This is a genomic window from Neorhizobium sp. P12A, from assembly GCF_008365395.1.
In the GTDB taxonomy this organism is placed as follows: domain Bacteria; phylum Pseudomonadota; class Alphaproteobacteria; order Rhizobiales; family Rhizobiaceae; genus Rhizobium.
The window spans coordinates 104,418-119,302 of record NZ_QOVX01000009.1 but is presented as its reverse complement, the minus strand read 5'-3'; the positions used below and the strand labels follow the sequence as shown (position 1 = coordinate 119,302).

13 protein-coding genes are annotated in these 14,885 nt (G+C 59.8%); 8 read left to right on the top strand and 5 right to left on the bottom strand.

What is annotated here, in order from left to right:
* The first annotated feature begins 86 nt into the window (after nt 1–86).
* The 6 genes from DTW90_RS23015 to DTW90_RS22990 all read left to right on the top strand — a co-directional run bounded on the left by DTW90_RS23015 (nt 87) and on the right by DTW90_RS22990 (nt 6,581).
* Nucleotides 87–1,016, top strand: coding sequence for a sugar phosphate isomerase/epimerase family protein (locus DTW90_RS23015; protein WP_188080023.1), 930 nt, complete (start codon nt 87–89; stop codon nt 1,014–1,016).
* A gap of 10 nt (nt 1,017–1,026) precedes the next feature.
* Nucleotides 1,027–2,151, top strand: a complete 1,125-nt coding sequence (locus DTW90_RS23010; protein WP_149341228.1) for a Gfo/Idh/MocA family oxidoreductase — start codon at nt 1,027–1,029, stop codon at nt 2,149–2,151.
* A 209-nt stretch (nt 2,152–2,360) separates the two neighbouring features.
* Nucleotides 2,361–3,608, top strand: a complete 1,248-nt coding sequence (locus DTW90_RS23005; RefSeq protein ID WP_246665016.1) for an ABC transporter substrate-binding protein — start codon at nt 2,361–2,363, stop codon at nt 3,606–3,608.
* A 73-nt stretch (nt 3,609–3,681) separates the two neighbouring features.
* The gene (locus tag DTW90_RS23000; RefSeq protein WP_132526266.1) at nt 3,682–4,569 is read left to right on the top strand and encodes a sugar ABC transporter permease; all 888 of its coding nucleotides are present in this window, start codon (nt 3,682–3,684) and stop codon (nt 4,567–4,569) included.
* A 29-nt stretch (nt 4,570–4,598) separates the two neighbouring features.
* The gene (locus DTW90_RS22995) at nt 4,599–5,477 is read left to right on the top strand and encodes a carbohydrate ABC transporter permease (protein ID WP_132526464.1); all 879 of its coding nucleotides are present in this window, start codon (nt 4,599–4,601) and stop codon (nt 5,475–5,477) included.
* Between the two features lie 18 nt (nt 5,478–5,495).
* Nucleotides 5,496–6,581, top strand: coding sequence for an ATP-binding cassette domain-containing protein (locus DTW90_RS22990; protein ID WP_149341226.1), 1,086 nt, complete (start codon nt 5,496–5,498; stop codon nt 6,579–6,581).
* A 23-nt stretch (nt 6,582–6,604) separates the two neighbouring features.
* Here the strand turns inward: DTW90_RS22990 and DTW90_RS22985 are convergent, their stop codons facing one another.
* Entirely contained in the window at nt 6,605–7,027 is a 423-nt protein-coding gene (locus DTW90_RS22985) for a helix-turn-helix domain-containing protein (protein ID WP_132526262.1), read from the bottom strand.
* Between the two features lie 72 nt (nt 7,028–7,099).
* Between DTW90_RS22985 and DTW90_RS22980 the strand changes: the two genes are divergently transcribed.
* Entirely contained in the window at nt 7,100–9,388 is a 2,289-nt protein-coding gene (locus tag DTW90_RS22980) for a heavy metal translocating P-type ATPase (RefSeq protein WP_149341224.1), read from the top strand.
* 25 nt (nt 9,389–9,413) lie between these two features.
* Here the strand turns inward: DTW90_RS22980 and DTW90_RS22975 are convergent, their stop codons facing one another.
* The 3 genes from DTW90_RS22975 to DTW90_RS22965 all read right to left on the bottom strand — a co-directional run bounded on the left by DTW90_RS22975 (nt 9,414) and on the right by DTW90_RS22965 (nt 12,424).
* Nucleotides 9,414–10,601 carry a YcaO-like family protein gene (locus DTW90_RS22975; protein ID WP_149341222.1) on the bottom strand — a complete coding sequence of 396 codons (1,188 nt, stop codon included), beginning with the start codon at nt 10,599–10,601 and terminating at the stop codon, nt 9,414–9,416.
* Between the two features lie 66 nt (nt 10,602–10,667).
* A complete protein-coding gene (locus DTW90_RS22970) occupies nt 10,668–11,378 on the bottom strand; it encodes a TfuA-like protein (protein WP_132526256.1) in 711 nt (236 codons plus the stop codon).
* 137 nt (nt 11,379–11,515) lie between these two features.
* The gene (locus tag DTW90_RS22965) at nt 11,516–12,424 is read right to left on the bottom strand and encodes a LysR family transcriptional regulator (RefSeq protein WP_132526254.1); all 909 of its coding nucleotides are present in this window, start codon (nt 12,422–12,424) and stop codon (nt 11,516–11,518) included.
* A gap of 108 nt (nt 12,425–12,532) precedes the next feature.
* On the opposite strand from DTW90_RS22965, the gene DTW90_RS22960 reads away from it, so the two are divergent.
* Nucleotides 12,533–13,960 (top strand): aldehyde dehydrogenase family protein, encoded by a 1,428-nt coding sequence (locus tag DTW90_RS22960; protein WP_149341307.1) that lies wholly within the window; start codon nt 12,533–12,535, stop codon nt 13,958–13,960.
* Nucleotides 13,961–14,055: 95 nt separating this feature from the next.
* Here DTW90_RS22960 and DTW90_RS22955 read toward each other — a convergent pair whose 3' ends face one another.
* Nucleotides 14,056–14,688, bottom strand: a complete 633-nt coding sequence (locus tag DTW90_RS22955; protein WP_132526250.1) for a DUF1062 domain-containing protein — start codon at nt 14,686–14,688, stop codon at nt 14,056–14,058.
* Nucleotides 14,689–14,885 lie beyond the last annotated feature (197 nt).

The following is a 14,885-nucleotide window of genomic DNA, read 5'->3' as shown; positions in this document are numbered from 1 at the left end:
TTGCAAATTGGCGGGTTGGAGCGCCTTTTTGCAGTTTAGCGGGGACGATGGAGTCCAAGTCGGGGCTCCTTTCATGGGAGGATGACGTGGGCGGCAGCTCGCTTTTTTTCGGGTCCCCAATCTGGACCTTCAACTGGAACCCGCCGTTTGAGGAGCCGCTAAAGCGGCTTGCGCGAACAGGCTGCAAGGGCTTCGAGCTGACGGCCTGGTCCGTCGACATGCTCGGCTACTACACCTCGGAGAAGATTCGGGAACTGAAGGCGATCGCGGAAGGCGAGGGGCTGACGCTCACCAATTTCTTCTACAATCTGCCGTTCAGCTACAAGGAGGGGGCGCCCACCTCGACTGTCGATCTCGATGGTTTCCGGCGAGGTGTCGATGTGGTGGCCGAAATCGGCGCACCGATCGTGACCAGCATGACGCCCTATCCCTTCCAGTCGGACGTAAAGCCGATCCTTCAGCGGCCGATTTCGCAGGAGTGGAGTGCGCGGGTCGAGCCGGAATGGAACTGGACGGCTGAATATGATGCAGTCGTCGATGGCTTTGCCCAGGCATGCGAGATTGCGGCAAAGGCCGGTCTCAGGGTTGCGATCGAGCCGCATCCTTATCGCTGGGTCAGCTCAGGTCAGGGCATGCTGCGGCTGATTGAGCGGACCGGCGCCGCAAATCTCGGCATGAATTTCGACCCGAGCCATCTCTTCCCGGCCGGCGACATGCCGCATTATGTCGTGCTTTCGCTGGGCAACCGGATATTCAACACGCATTTCTCGGATAACGAAGGCCATACCAACGCCCATTGGCGGCCGGGTCGAGGCAAGATCGACTGGAAGGCGATTTTCGCGGCCTTGCGGACGATTGGCTATTCGGGGCCGATCACGCTCGAGCTGGAGGACGCACCGGGCGCGTCTCACTGGACGCATTTCCGCCCAGCCACGCCTGAATTCGATGACGAGATGCGCCGAGGCATGGACTATCTGCGCGCTGCCGCCGCCGAGCTTGATATCAAGATTTCTTGAGGACAGAACAATGACCAGCAATTCGCAAATGAAGGTCGGTATCGTCGGCGCCGGCAATATCAGCGCCACCTATGTCGCGACCCTGCACATGTTTGATTTCATCCGCGTGAAGTCGGTCTATGACATGTATGAGGAACCGGCCCGAAAATTGGCCGAGCAGTTCGGCCTGGAATCCGTGTCGCTCGATACCATGCTTGCCGATCCCGAGATTGGTCTGGTGATCAACTTGACGACGCCGACCGCCCATTACCCGATCTGCAAGAAAGCGCTGCTTGCGGGCAAGCATGTCTATTGCGAAAAGCCGCTCGGCGTCAGCATGGCGGAGGCCGAAGAGCTGATGGCGATTGCCCGCGCCGGCGACTTGCGCCTCGGCTGCGCGCCCGACACCTTCCTCGGCGGCGGACATCAGCTGACGCGCCGCCTGCTGGATGAGGGCCGGATCGGCAAGGCGATTTCAGGCACGGCGATGCTGCTTCTGCCCGGCCATGAGCATTGGCACCCGAACCCGGCCTTCTTCTATGGCCGCGGCGGTGGCCCGATGCTCGATGTCGGACCTTACTATGTGACCAATCTGATTGCCCTGCTCGGGCCAGTGAAGGAGGTCTTCGGCGCGGCCAAGATCACGCGCATCGAGCGCAAGGTGAAGACCGATCCGCGACGCGGCGAGACCATCAAGGTACTGGTTCCTACGCATTTGACGGGCGTGATGGAATTCCACAGCGGCGCCACGATTACCATCGCCACCAGTTTCGATGTCATAAAACACAAGCATAATCAGATCGAGATTTACGGCTCGGAAGGCTCGATGGTGACCCCGGATCCGAATAATTTTAGCGGCAAGGTGGAAATCTTCCGCGACGGCGCCGAAGCCTGGGAGGAGATCCCGGTCGATCATCCCTACACGGAAGGCGTGCCAGGCCATCTCGGCCTGCGCGGTCTTGGCGCAGCCGAAATGGTCGATTCCCTTCGCGCCGACCGCCAGCATCGCGTATCGTCAGAGCTGGCATTCCATGCGCTTGAGGTGATGACCGCTTTCGAACGCTCCGCCCAGTCGCGCAAGGTCGTAGCAATCCATAGCAGTTGCGGTCGGCCGGACCCGATCCCACAACAAATTAAAGAAGGGCATTTCACTTAAGGTAGAAATCTGAATAGATTGTCAGTTAGCAGTCCTCCCAGACTGCATGCGTGACGGGCGGGCGATGCGAAGAGGACGCATCAGCCCGGCCGCCCGCCGGGAGAGGAGGCCCGAAGCGATCAGGGAGGCATAGCTTGGCTTTCAACGCCGAGACGGCGTGGGGAGCTGGAACCAGGCGTCGGGGAGACGTCGTCAAGAGGAGGAGCAACATGCGTAAATTACTTATGGCGTTGGTCGGTGCCACGGCGTTGATCACTGTTGGCATCACCGGTGCCGACGCGGCCGGAAAGAAGGCCGAAGTGCTTCACTGGTGGACTTCAGGTGGCGAATCCGCTGCCGTGCGCGAACTTGCGAATGCCTTCAATGCCTCAGGCGGCGAATGGGTAGATACAGCAATTGCCGGTTCCGGCTCGACGGCACGCCCGATCGGCATCAACCGCATCATCGGCGGCAATCCGCCGACCGCCATGCAGTTCAACACGGGCACGCAGATGAACGATCTTGCCGAGCAGGGCCTGCTTCGTCCGCTTGACGACCTTGCACAGCAACAGAACTGGAAAGCTGCTCTCACACCTGCATTCTATGAGGCGATCCAATACAAGGGTCACATCTACGGCGCCCCGATCAACGACCACGGCCAGAACTGGCTGTTTTATTCGAAGGCCGTCTTCCAGAAGGCCGGCGTAACCGACGAGCCGAAGACCTGGGATGAAATGTTTGCGGCTCTCGACAAGATCAAGGCCGCCGGCCTGATCCCCATCGCCGTCGGCGGTCAGCCCTGGCAGCTGCAGTCCATGTTCAACGCCATCTTGCTCGGCGAAGGCGGCAAGGACCTTTACTCGCAGGTCTGGAAGGATCTCTCTCCGGATGCGGTCAAGTCCGACAAGTTCAAGCATGTGGCCGAAATCTTCGCCAAGCTGCGTAACTATCAGGACCCCGGCAGCCCGAACCGCGACTGGAACGTAGCAACCGGCATGCTGATCGACGGCAAGGCCGGCATCCAGTTCATGGGTGACTGGGCCAAGGGCGAGTTCATCCATGCCAACATGGTTGCCGACAAGGACTTCGGCTGCATTCTCGGACCGGGCGAATCCAACTTCATGATGGGCGGCGATATCTTCGTCTTCCCGGTCCTGAAGAATGCCGAGGCAACCGACGCCCAGACCCTGCTTGCAACGGTGATCATGTCGAAGGAAGGCCAGCTTGCCTTCAACTCGAAAAAGGGCTCCGTGCCGGTTCGTCTCGACGTCGATACGTCGAAGCTTGATGCCTGCGCCCAGAAGGGCCTGACGGCACTGAAGGATCCGAGCCGCCAGATCCTGGCGCCCGACGTTCTGACGCCTCAAGACATTGTCCAGTCCGTCGGCGACCTTATAGCCCAGTATTGGACGACCCCGAGCATGACCGCCGATCAGTTTTCCGATCAGTGGAACCAGATCGTGGCACAGGCGAAATAACCCGATCCGACATCCATGCGGCGGCAGGCCAACCTGCCGCCGACTTTCGTGATGTGGAGGAGGAATCGAAACCATGAAGTCCATGCGCAAGCGGCAGCTTTCTGCCTATGTCGCTCTTTTTCCGGCTTTCGTGATCGTGCTGCTCGCCTATGTCGTGACGGTTGTCTGGAATATCTGGATATCCTTCACGGACTCGAAGCTGCTGCCCGTCAATAGCTTCATCGGATGGCGCCAGTACGACCGGCTGTTCAACACGGCCCGCTGGATAGTATCGCTCGAAAACCTCATCATCTTCGGCGTCCTCTTCATTGCGGGCTGTCTTATCCTCGGCTTCTTGCTAGCCGTGGCGCTCGATCAGAAAGTCCGCTTCGAAAACACCTTCCGGACGATCTTTCTCTATCCCTTCGCCATGTCCTTTATCGTGACCGGCTTGGTGTGGCAGTGGATCATGAACCCGACGCTCGGCATCCAACGCACGGCTGAAATGTGGGGCATCACCTGGATCCATTTCGATTGGATCGTGCGAAGCGATCTCGCGATTTATGTCGTCGTCCTTGCCGGTGTCTGGCAGTCCTCGGGCCTCGTCATGGCGATCATGCTGTCGGGCCTGCGCGGCGTCGACAACGAGATATGGAAGGCGTCGCGCATCGACGGCATTCCGACCTGGCGCGTCTATCTCCACATCGTTATCCCGATCCTGCGACCGACGATCATTACGGCCAGCGTGCTGCTGGCGATCGCTGTCGTGAGGGTCTACGAACTCGTGCTCTCCACGACGGGTGGCGGGCCTGGGATATCGACCGAAGTACCTGGCAAGTTCATCATGGACTATCTCTTCGGCCGCGCCAATATCGGCCTCGCGACCTCGGCATCGAGCTTCATGTTCGTCGTCGTCGTGATCCTGGTCACGCCCTGGCTCTACTACGAATATTTCCGCGAAAAGCCGAGAGGATCAAACTGATGGCTGTGGTTGATTCCGTTAAGCCTGTCATGTCTGGCCCGACCGGGCGCAAGCCCCAGCATCTGTCGCCCGGGCGCATCGGCCTCTATGTCTTCCTCGTCATGGCGGCGATCTTTTTCCTGCTGCCGCTCTACGTGATGATCATGACCTCGCTGAAGTCCATGCCGGAAATCCGCCAGGGCAACATCTTTTCCTTCCCGCAAGCCTTCTCCCTCGATGCATGGATTCAGGCCTGGAGTTCGGCCTGCACGGGCCTCGATTGCGGCGGCATCCGCGTCGGCTTCTGGAATTCGGTGAAGATCCTGATCCCGAGCATGATCCTGTCGATCTTCATCGCATCGCTTACCGGCTACGCGTTGTCCTTCTGGCGGGTGCGCGGCGCAAACGTGCTGTTTGCGATCCTGCTGCTCGGCGCTTTCATTCCCTATCAGGTCTTCATCTATCCGCTCGTGCGGCTTTATGCGGCGATTGGCATCTATTCAACGCTCCCCTGCATCATCATCACCCATACGGTCTTCGGCCTGCCGGTGCTGACGCTGCTCTTTCGCAACTATTATGCCAGCCTGCCGCTTGAGCTTTTCAAGGCGGCGCGCGTCGATGGAGCCGGTCTTTGGCAGATCTTCTTCCGGCTGATGCTGCCCATGTCCGCGCCGATCCTCGTGGTTGCGGCAATCCTGCAGGTGACAGGTATCTGGAACGACTTCCTCTTCGGCGTGGTCTTTGCAGGCCGCGAGAACCTGCCGATGACGGTGCAGCTCAACAATATCGTCAATTCGACGCAGGGCGAGAAACTCTACAACGTCAATATGGCGGCGACCATTCTGACGGCGCTGGTCCCGCTCATCGTCTATTTCGGCTCAGGGCGCTGGTTCGTTCGTGGCATCACGTCAGGTGCGGTCAAGGGATAATAGGTCAAGGAATAATATATGGCTCATGTTTCCATTCGTGATCTCGCGATCGACTTCGGCAGCCTCAATGTTCTGAAGAGCCTGAACCTGGAGATCGAGACGGGCGAGTTTGTCGTCCTTCTCGGGCCTTCGGGTTGCGGCAAGTCCACCTTGCTTAACGCAGTCGCGGGGCTGATCGATGTCAGCGACGGCCAGATCTGGATCGGCGACAAGAACGTGACCTGGGAGGAGCCGAAGGATCGCGGCATCGGCATGGTGTTCCAATCCTATGCGCTCTATCCGACGATGACGGTCGAAGGCAATCTGTCCTTCGGCCTGCGGATTGCCGGCATGGCGAAGGAACAGATCGAAGCGCGCGTCAACCGGGCAGCGCAGATTCTCCAGATCGGCGCTTTGCGGAAGCGGCGTCCCAGTGAGCTATCCGGGGGCCAGCGCCAGCGCGTTGCGATCGGCCGCGCGCTGGTCCGCGATGTCGACGTCTTCCTCTTCGATGAGCCGCTGTCCAACCTCGACGCCAAGCTGCGAACGGAGCTGCGCGTGGAGCTGAAGCGGCTTCACGCCGAGCTCGGCTCGACGATGATCTACGTGACCCATGACCAGATCGAGGCGTTGACGCTTGCCGACCGGATCGCCGTCATGAGCGGCGGTGTCGTTCAGCAATTCGCAACGCCCAAGGAGATTTACCGCCGGCCGGTCAACCGCTTCGTTGCCGGTTTCGTCGGCTCACCGGCGATGAATTTCCTGTCCGGGCGGGTCGTCAGCCACGCTGGCTCGCCTACATTTGTATTGCCCGACGAGCGCAGGATCGATCTTTCCGGTTACGAGTTCGCGGCAAGTCCGGGCGAGGGCCGACCGGCAACGCTTGGAATTCGGCCGGAGCAGATGCAATTTGCCGCTTCGAATGGAAAGACCTCCAGTCTTCCCGCTACTTTCTCCATCGTCGAGCCGATGGGTTCGGACAATCTCGTCTGGGGGCAGGTCGGCAAGGAGACGATGTCGATCCGCATCGATGCCGACGAGACAGTGGATCTCAATAGCGTGCAGCCGGTCTATTTCCAGCCGGCCTTGTCGTCACTCTTCGGCGAGGATGGCGCAAGGCTCTGACTTTGTCAGTGAGGGATGCAGGGTCAGTGATGCGGATGCATGCATTTGCCGTGGTCGGCCAGTACCTCGATGACCCGGCACTGGTCGACGCGGCCGTGACCGCAGCCCTCGACCATGACTTCGAGTTCTGCTTTTAGGGCCAAAAGGCTGCGAATGCGCTGCTCCACTTCGATGAGCCTTGCCTTGGCAATGGCATCCGCCGAGGAGCAGGATTGGCCCGGATTGTCCTGTAGGCTCAGAAGCGTGCGGATGGACTCCACTTCGAAGCCAAGCTCGCGGGCATGGCGGATGAAGGCGAGACGGTCGAGGTCGGAAGGTTCGTAGGAGCGCTGGTTGCCCTCGCTGCGGCTGGGGGCGGGAAGCAGTCCGATGCCCTCGTAGTAGCGGATGGTCGGTACTTTCACGCCGCTTTGCCGTGCGGCTTCGCCGATCGTGATCTTTTTCATGATTTTTCCTCTTGCAGCTCTAGTCGCTAGAGGATGTAGGAAAGAGGCCTCACTTTAGCAAGGAAACGGATCATGGCTGAAGCGGCACAGACGAAATACAGGGTTGGCGGCATGGACTGCGCCGCCTGCGCGTCCAAGATCGACACCGCGGTTCGGCGCGTCCCCGGCGTCACGGATGTCTCCGTTTCCGTCGTAGCGGGCACGATGACTGTGAAGCACGACGGCAGCGATCTCTCTGTGATCGAAAAGCGGGTGACCGGTCTCGGTTATTCAGTTGCTCCTTTCGGCGGGGCGGCTGATACAACTGCTCAAGAGGCTGGGAGAGGCGAGACCGACGATCATGCCGCTTGCTGCGATGCCCACCATGATCATGATCACGGGGATCACGAAGGTCATGGTCACCATCACGAGCATAACCACGCCCATGAGCACCATCAGCATCCGGCGGTAGAAGTCGAGGGCCTTCATGGCCACGATGATGCGCCGATGGCTGGCCCCTGGTGGCAGAGCAAGAAGGGTCAGTTGACGATTTTTTCAGGGCTGGCGCTGGTCGCGGCCTATGTCGTCGGCCATCTCGTTCCGGTGGTCGCGCCCTATGCTTTTGTCGTTGCAATGCTGGTCGGTCTCGTCCCGATCGCGCGGCGGGCCTTTGCGGCAGCCCTTGCCGGCACGCCGTTTTCGATCGAGATGTTGATGACGATCGCAGCCGTCGGCGCGGTCATTATCCATGCGAGCGAGGAGGCCGCCACCGTCGTCTTCCTCTTCCTGGTCGGCGAATTGCTGGAGGGCGTGGCTGCCCGCAAGGCACGCGCGAGCATTCAATCGCTGACCAGCCTGGTCCCCACGAGCGCGCTTCTTGAAGAGAACGGGCAGATGCGCGAAGTGCCGGCTGAAAGCCTTGCCGTCGGCTCTGTCATCCTTGTTCGACCCGGCGATCGCATCTCGGCGGATGGCGTCATTCTATCCGGTGAAAGCGCCATCGACGAGGCTCCGGTGACGGGCGAAAGCACGCCCGTGCGCAAGGGTGTCGATGATGCGATCTTTGCCGGCACGGTCAACGGAGATGCAGCATTGCGCATACGCGTGACCGCCGCTGCTGCCGACAACACGATTGCTCGCGTCGTTCGCCTCGTCGAGGAGGCGCAGGAATCCAAGGCACCGACCGAGCGCTTCATCGATCGCTTTTCTCGCTACTACACGCCGGGCGTCGTGGTCGTCGCGGCGCTGGTGGCCGTGCTGCCGCCGTTCGTCTTTGGCTCCTCATGGAACGAATGGATATACAAGGGCCTGGCAATCCTTCTGATCGGTTGCCCCTGCGCTCTCGTCATTTCGACACCTGCCGCAATCGCAGCCTCGCTGTCGTCAGGCGCGCGCCGTGGCCTGCTGCTGAAGGGCGGCGCGGTTCTGGAGATGCTCGGCAAGATAACAGCCGTGGCGCTCGACAAGACGGGGACGCTCACCGAGGGCAAGCCGAGAGTGACCGATATCGTCGGCTTCGGGCGAACGGAGGCGCAGGTGCTGTCCCGCGCTGCCGTGCTTGAAGGCGCGTCCAGCCATCCGCTCGCGCTCGCGATCCTCGATCGCGCCAAGAGCGATGGAGTGCCGGTGCCACCAGCATTCGAGATCAGCGCTATTCCCGGCAAGGGCGTCACCGGCAAGGTCGGCGGCGAAAAGCTCTCTCTTCTGTCTCCCTCTGCCGCGCGTGAGCTCGGTGCTTTCGAAGCGGACATGGAGCGGCAGATCGCGGTTCTGAACGACGAGGGCAAGAGTGTATCAATGCTGTTGATCAACGATGTCGTCTCCGGCCTGATCGCGATGCGCGACGAGCCGCGGGCAGATGCCGCTGCTGGCTTGGCGGTGCTGAAGGACGCCGGCGTCAAGATCGTGATGCTGACTGGCGATAACAGGCGCACCGCGCAGGCGATTGCAACGGCGCTGGATATTGACGTGCGCGCCGAGTTGATGCCGGAAGACAAGCGGCGCATTGTGGGAGAACTGAAGAAAGAAGGCTATGTCGTTGCCAAGGTCGGCGATGGCGTCAATGATGCGCCCGCATTGGCCGCAGCCGACGTCGGAATTGCCATGGGGGGCGGCACGGATGTCGCGCTTGAGACTGCCGATGCAGCCGTGCTTCACGGACGTGTGGGTGACGTGGCGCAGATGATCGACCTTTCGAAGCGGACCATGCGCAACATCACCCAGAACATCACCATGGCTCTGGGACTGAAGGCGGTCTTCCTGGTCACCACAATCGCCGGCATAACCGGGCTCTGGCCTGCCATCCTTGCAGATACGGGCGCGACCGTATTGGTAACGATGAACGCGCTCCGGCTGCTAAGACCTATTTCGGCCAAGGCTTGACGTTTGGCGCCGGCGGCGCATCCGCTCAGAACAGTTTGAGCTGCTGGGAGATCGCCCTTTCTCCAAACCTGCGCTTGCGCGCGCCATCGGGGTTTTCGAGCTGCGGCACGAGCACCTTGACGACGGAGAAGGGGAGATCCATCGCCGTCAAGGGGACGGCGATTGCCGAGGTGACGCCTGCCTGCTTCAGGCAATCAAGGGTTAAGTCCAGAAGCGCGTCGGCGCCGTGAACAGGTGGCGGTTCTCTTATCTCAGCCGGTCCGGGTTTCGCCGCCAGACTGCGCCGCGTTGTTTCGGGGAGAGGGTGACTGAAGCTGTCGGGATCGATGTCGTCGCGCGCACCGCTAATGAACGTCAATCTCGACTGTGCCGTCTCTGTAATGGCGCGGATGGCGGCACGGATGGGATTGGGGTGCGCACCGCTTCCATACGTGACATCGAGAAATCTCGGCTGTTTCCGCTCCAAGATGTCTGTAGGCGCTAGCAATGCCAGGTAGCAGGGGATGCCGATATCGCTCGTGATGTCGAACAGCCGCAACCTCAGGCCTGTCCGCTCCAGTCGTTGGAGAAGGCCCTCTATGATGGGATCATCAAAGGAATAGGGGTCGATGCTGCGCTCCAGCGCCTTTGCTATCGGAGTGACCTGCCAAAGCACATAGGCGTCCCGCTCGATGCGCTCGAGCAATCCGTGAAGTGTCGCCTCATTTTGTGCGTTGCCGGACGCCAGTCCGTCCGAGGACTGCCAGAAGCGATTTTCGAACCGGGTCCGATCCAGCGTGACGGCCTCAAGGGGGACGAAGGTCTCTCGGCCGCCAATCAGGTCGACACCCTTTACCCATTCAAGTTGATCCTGAGGACCAACATCGTCTTTGCCGATCGCGACCAGGCCGGGAAGAGGATCGAGATTGTGTCCAGATTCGGCCAATGCTCTCCAGCTTCCAGTGACGGTCTCGACATCTGGAGCGCAGGCAACGGCGCGTTCCAAAGCTTCCATGGCAGCGGAAACCTTCGCGTCGATATCCGTAATGCCTTTCCCTTGATTGATGACGATCGACTTCGCGTTTGGGGTGACCGCGTTCCAGACGGGTATCCCGTTACTGTCCAGGGTCGTGAGCCTGGACAGCCGTGTAATCCCATAGCTCGCAAGCCATGGCTTCACGCGTCGCAGTGTCTCTCCAGGTGAGAAGGACCGATCTGAATATTCAATTTTCACAGGTACTTCACTCCGCTGGTTCACGTTGTTTGTCAACGGGGAGAAAGCATCGGATCGGGCCGGAACTCAATCGGGAAAGATATCGGCCCAGAGGGTGGTTTTCTCGAATGTCCAGTCGGCCGGTGGCTTCACTCGTTCGTCAGGGGCGTCAATGACAGCGGCGATCAGGACGAGTGCGTCCGCCAATTTCTGATCAACGGCATTCTCCTTGAGGATCGTGCCGAGTTCACGCGCCCGCTCGGATGGAATAGCGGCAGATGCGGATAGAACGCGCCGGTAGGTTCTTTCCTTGAAGAAGATCGAGGCGGCTGTCTCCAGCAATTCCTGGTGTTCCGCGGCAGAGATGAGTTGTTTTTCAAGGCAATGGCCAAGGGTGGCCCTCACATTCACCAGCGGTTCGCTGAGCGGCAGGAAGCCAAGCTCGGCCGGACCGTGCGCCTGAGCGACGTCGGCATCGTCCTCCAGCGCACCGCTGGCGTAGTCTTCATAGATACGGCCGAGACCTATCATGCCGAAGGCAGCGCATTCCGCCGCTCGCAGAGCCCCCATGCTGGCTCCGCCAAAGACGCGGACGCCCTTTGAAAGCCCGAACAGGATCTCCTTGTGCCAGATGGCCGGTACATATTCGTAGACGCCGTCGATAAGCCCGATCACGTTGGCGCCGTCCTGCACCGCTCGATAGACATCTCCCTGTCGAGCCGGCGGCAACAGCCGAAAGCCGGTATCTGCGGAGACATCGACCCCATGAAGCGTCGGGCCGGCGAAGATCACTTTCATCGTCATAGACCCCTAGAACAGCAAGTCATTTGGCAACGGTGCTCAACACGTTAGCGCCTTTTGTTCATGGAAGGCTACCGCGAGAGGAGCGATGCCCACAGAAATAGCCGGAATCCCGCAGCCTTTGCGTTGGGAGGTCAATCGGCGGCACGCGCGTGATCGACTTCTCTGATGAGATTTATGAAGGCGCGCAATCCGGCAGGCACGTTGCGGCGTCCTGGGTAATAGAGACAGAAGCCAGGCGAAGACGTGGTCCAGTCGTCAAGCACTCGTACGAGGCGTCCTGCATCAGTATCGGCAGCAACGGCGGCTTCCCACATATAGGCAAGCCCCGCTCCTGCCAGCGCCGCATCGCGCATTAGGGTTGAATCATCCAGGGTGAGTTCACCCGGCACATCGATGGTCATCTTCTCGGCACGCCGCTCGAACTCCCAGCGGTAGATCGTGCCGCTCGGCCAGCGGGCGCGAATGCAGCGATGCGTCAGGAGGTCGCCCGGTGTTCGAGGAGCCGGACGTGCCGCAAGATAGGCGGGCGAAGCGACAACCACGAAACGAAGCGGCGGGCCGAAGGGCACGCCGATCATGTCGCCCGGGACGGCGTCGATCGTGCGGATGCCGGCGTCGAACCCTTCCATAACGATGTCGATCAATTGAGCATCGGTGACAATGTCGACCCGCATGTCGGGATAGCGCTTCATATATTCGAGAACGACTGGAACGAGAATCTGATGTGCCGCGCCGACCGTGGTGTTCAGTCTCAGTGTTCCGGCAGGGGTGTCGCGATGCGTGTTGACGCCTTCCATGGCATCGCGGATTTCGGAAAGAGCTGGAGCGACCCGGGCGATGAATTGTTCGCCTGCTTCCGAGAGAGACACGCTTCTCGTCGTGCGATTGAACAGTCGCACGCCTAGCCGTGACTCCAATGCCGCCACCGCATGACTGAGTGCTGTCGGCGACATTCCGAGTTCCGTGGCTGCTGCCCTGAAACCGCCTTTGCGCGCGACGGTCACGACAGCATCCAGTTCGATCAATCCAGATTTCCGCATTGTCCCGATTTCCACGATAACTTGTGTCGGTTTGTCTTTCTTATCGGTTCAATTCTATCCGCTTATATCTTCAGCGAGAAGATGAAATGAAAGGGAAAGAACATGCCAGTGCCAGTCATCGACCGGATTTATATCGACGGCGCCTTCGTCGAGCCGCATGGAAGCGAGCTTTTTGATCTCTTCAACCCCGCTACCGCCACGGTCATTGCGCAGGTGAAGCTGGGGGACGAGGAAGACGCGCGTCGCGCGATTGCTGCCGCCAAGAAAGCCTTCCCGGCTTCTTCGCGCACGACCAAGCAGGAACGCATCGACATGCTCCGGCAGCTGCATGATGTGGTCCTGGCGGATGCCGAGCGTCTGGCGGAGATCTCGATCGAGGAATATGGTGCGCCGGTTGCCCGCGCCGCCTGGACAGCCCGTTACGCTGCGGACGCCTTCCTTCATGCCGCGAAGACACTGGAGGACTATCCGCTGGCCCGACAGATCGGCACGGCCGAGGTTGTGATGGAACCGGTGGGCGTGGTCGGCTTGATTACGCCATGGAACAACAATTACGGGTTCATCTGCAGCAAGCTCTCCATGGCGATAGCGGCTGGCTGTACCGCGGTCATCAAGCCAAGCGAGATGAGCGCGCTTCAGACGCAAGCGCTGACGGAATGCCTTCACAGGGCCGGGCTTCCGGCGGGGGGCTTCAATATCGTCACCGGTCGCGGGGATGTCGTCGGCGCCGAATTCACGGCCAATCCCGATGTCGCAAAGATTTCCTTCACGGGTTCAACGACGGTCGGCAAGTCGATCATACGTGCGGGCGCGGAAACGATGAAGCGCGTGACATTGGAACTGGGCGGCAAATCGCCGACGCTTATTCTTGATGATGCGGATCTCGCAGCTGCCATCCCGCACGTGATTTCGGCAGGCTTCGCCAATAGCGGTCAGGCTTGCATAAACGGTACGCGTGTACTGGTGCCCGAAGACCGGATCGTGGAGTTCAACACCCTGATCAAGCAGGCGGTGGAGAAGATCAAGGTCGGCGATCCCAGGGATCCCAGCACCGCGATCGGTCCTCTGGTTAGCCGGAAGCAATTCGAGCGCGTCGAGCGCTACATCGCGACGGGTATCGCCGAGGGTGCCGAGCTTTTGGTCGGCGGCGAGGGTCTGCCGGACGGGGTGACGGGTGGCTACTTCGTCAAGCCGACGGTATTCACAGGCGTCACCAGCGACATGACCATTGCGCGAGAAGAGATATTTGGCCCCGTCATCGCTGTCCTGACTTATCGCACCGAGGAGGAGGCGATCGAGATCGCCAACGATACCGTCTATGGCCTCCAGTCCTATGTCATATCCTCGAATCCTGAGCATGCTCGAACGGTAGCGGCTCGAATTCAGTCAGGACGTGTGGTGATCAATGGCGCGCCCCATGAGCCGCTTGCTCCCTTTGGCGGGTTCAAGCAATCGGGTCTCGGCAGAGAGTATGGTGTTTTCGGGCTGGAGGCGTACCTCGAGCCAAAGGCCATACTTGGAGGCCAGCCCGCGTAGCCGGTAGCGGGAAGCTAAAATGGGCCGAAACCTTTGCTGAACATGAAGCGTGACGTAGCGAAGGCCCGAGGTTTCAGGCCTTCGCTACGAAGCTACTATGGACTACCCGTCGCTAAAGGCTTCCAAGATTGCTCTCGGTTGGTTTCGGCAGAGAGGTCGATCGTTATCTGCGTTCCAGTTTTAATGCGCCGCCGCAAAATGTCGGCGCGGTCGGAATTTGACCTAAGAGTTCCTCTGTCATGAAGCGTTTGGAGCTGTTTACGCGAAAGTTTCAGTTCCGAAGCCAGCAGACGATCAAGACGCGTGCTGATCGGAAATGGGGCCTTCAGCTCGATTTTGAGTTTCGTCCAATCGCCGGTTTCGGATAGCCTCTCCTTTTCGATATCAAACTCGGAAAACTCATCGACACGCTTCGACCTGCTCCTCAATGCTTCGAGGTTGAAACTCTCAGTCCGGATCCATTGAGGATCGTTGGACTGTAGCGCTGCAAAGACGAGAGGATCGATGTCACGGACATTCTGTCGCTCAAAGATTGGCCGGTTCCATGTCTTCTCGCAGGTCAAGCACTTATAGATAAGCCACGCATCGAGCTTGCGACCGTTGGCGTTCAGCCGAATCTTGCCGCTGGATTGGAAAGCCCTGAGGCCTCCGCATCCGCTACATGCAGTCCAAGGCTGGGGAGCTATTTGGGGGATGATGGTCCACCGGACCGAAAGTGTATCGCACATATCGCGTTGGTCTTCCGTTCGGAAGTCCACCAAGATGGTGCATGAGAAAACCCTTGCGGGCGCGGTATGGCGATGTTTTGGGCGGCTGAAGAGCTGAGACAGCGGAGCTGCACATGGCACATTTTAACAATGCCAAACCGGTCTCTTGCCACCACCCGATGAACATAAACATACGCCGACAGCTTGTCGCTATCCGG

Coding starts and splice junctions, on each gene's coding strand:
- DTW90_RS23010 (WP_149341228.1), top strand. CDS start 1,027: ATGACCAGCAATTCGCAAATGAAGGTCGGTATCGTCGGCGCCGGCAAT.
- DTW90_RS23005 (WP_246665016.1), top strand. CDS start 2,361: ATGCGTAAATTACTTATGGCGTTGGTCGGTGCCACGGCGTTGATCACT.
- DTW90_RS23000 (WP_132526266.1), top strand. CDS start 3,682: ATGAAGTCCATGCGCAAGCGGCAGCTTTCTGCCTATGTCGCTCTTTTT.
- DTW90_RS22995 (WP_132526464.1), top strand. CDS start 4,599: ATGTCTGGCCCGACCGGGCGCAAGCCCCAGCATCTGTCGCCCGGGCGC.
- DTW90_RS22990 (WP_149341226.1), top strand. CDS start 5,496: ATGGCTCATGTTTCCATTCGTGATCTCGCGATCGACTTCGGCAGCCTC.
- DTW90_RS22985 (WP_132526262.1), bottom strand. CDS start 7,027: ATGAAAAAGATCACGATCGGCGAAGCCGCACGGCAAAGCGGCGTGAAA.
- DTW90_RS22980 (WP_149341224.1), top strand. CDS start 7,100: ATGGCTGAAGCGGCACAGACGAAATACAGGGTTGGCGGCATGGACTGC.
- DTW90_RS22970 (WP_132526256.1), bottom strand. CDS start 11,378: ATGAAAGTGATCTTCGCCGGCCCGACGCTTCATGGGGTCGATGTCTCC.
- DTW90_RS22965 (WP_132526254.1), bottom strand. CDS start 12,424: ATGCGGAAATCTGGATTGATCGAACTGGATGCTGTCGTGACCGTCGCG.
- DTW90_RS22955 (WP_132526250.1), bottom strand. CDS start 14,688: ATGTGCGATACACTTTCGGTCCGGTGGACCATCATCCCCCAAATAGCT.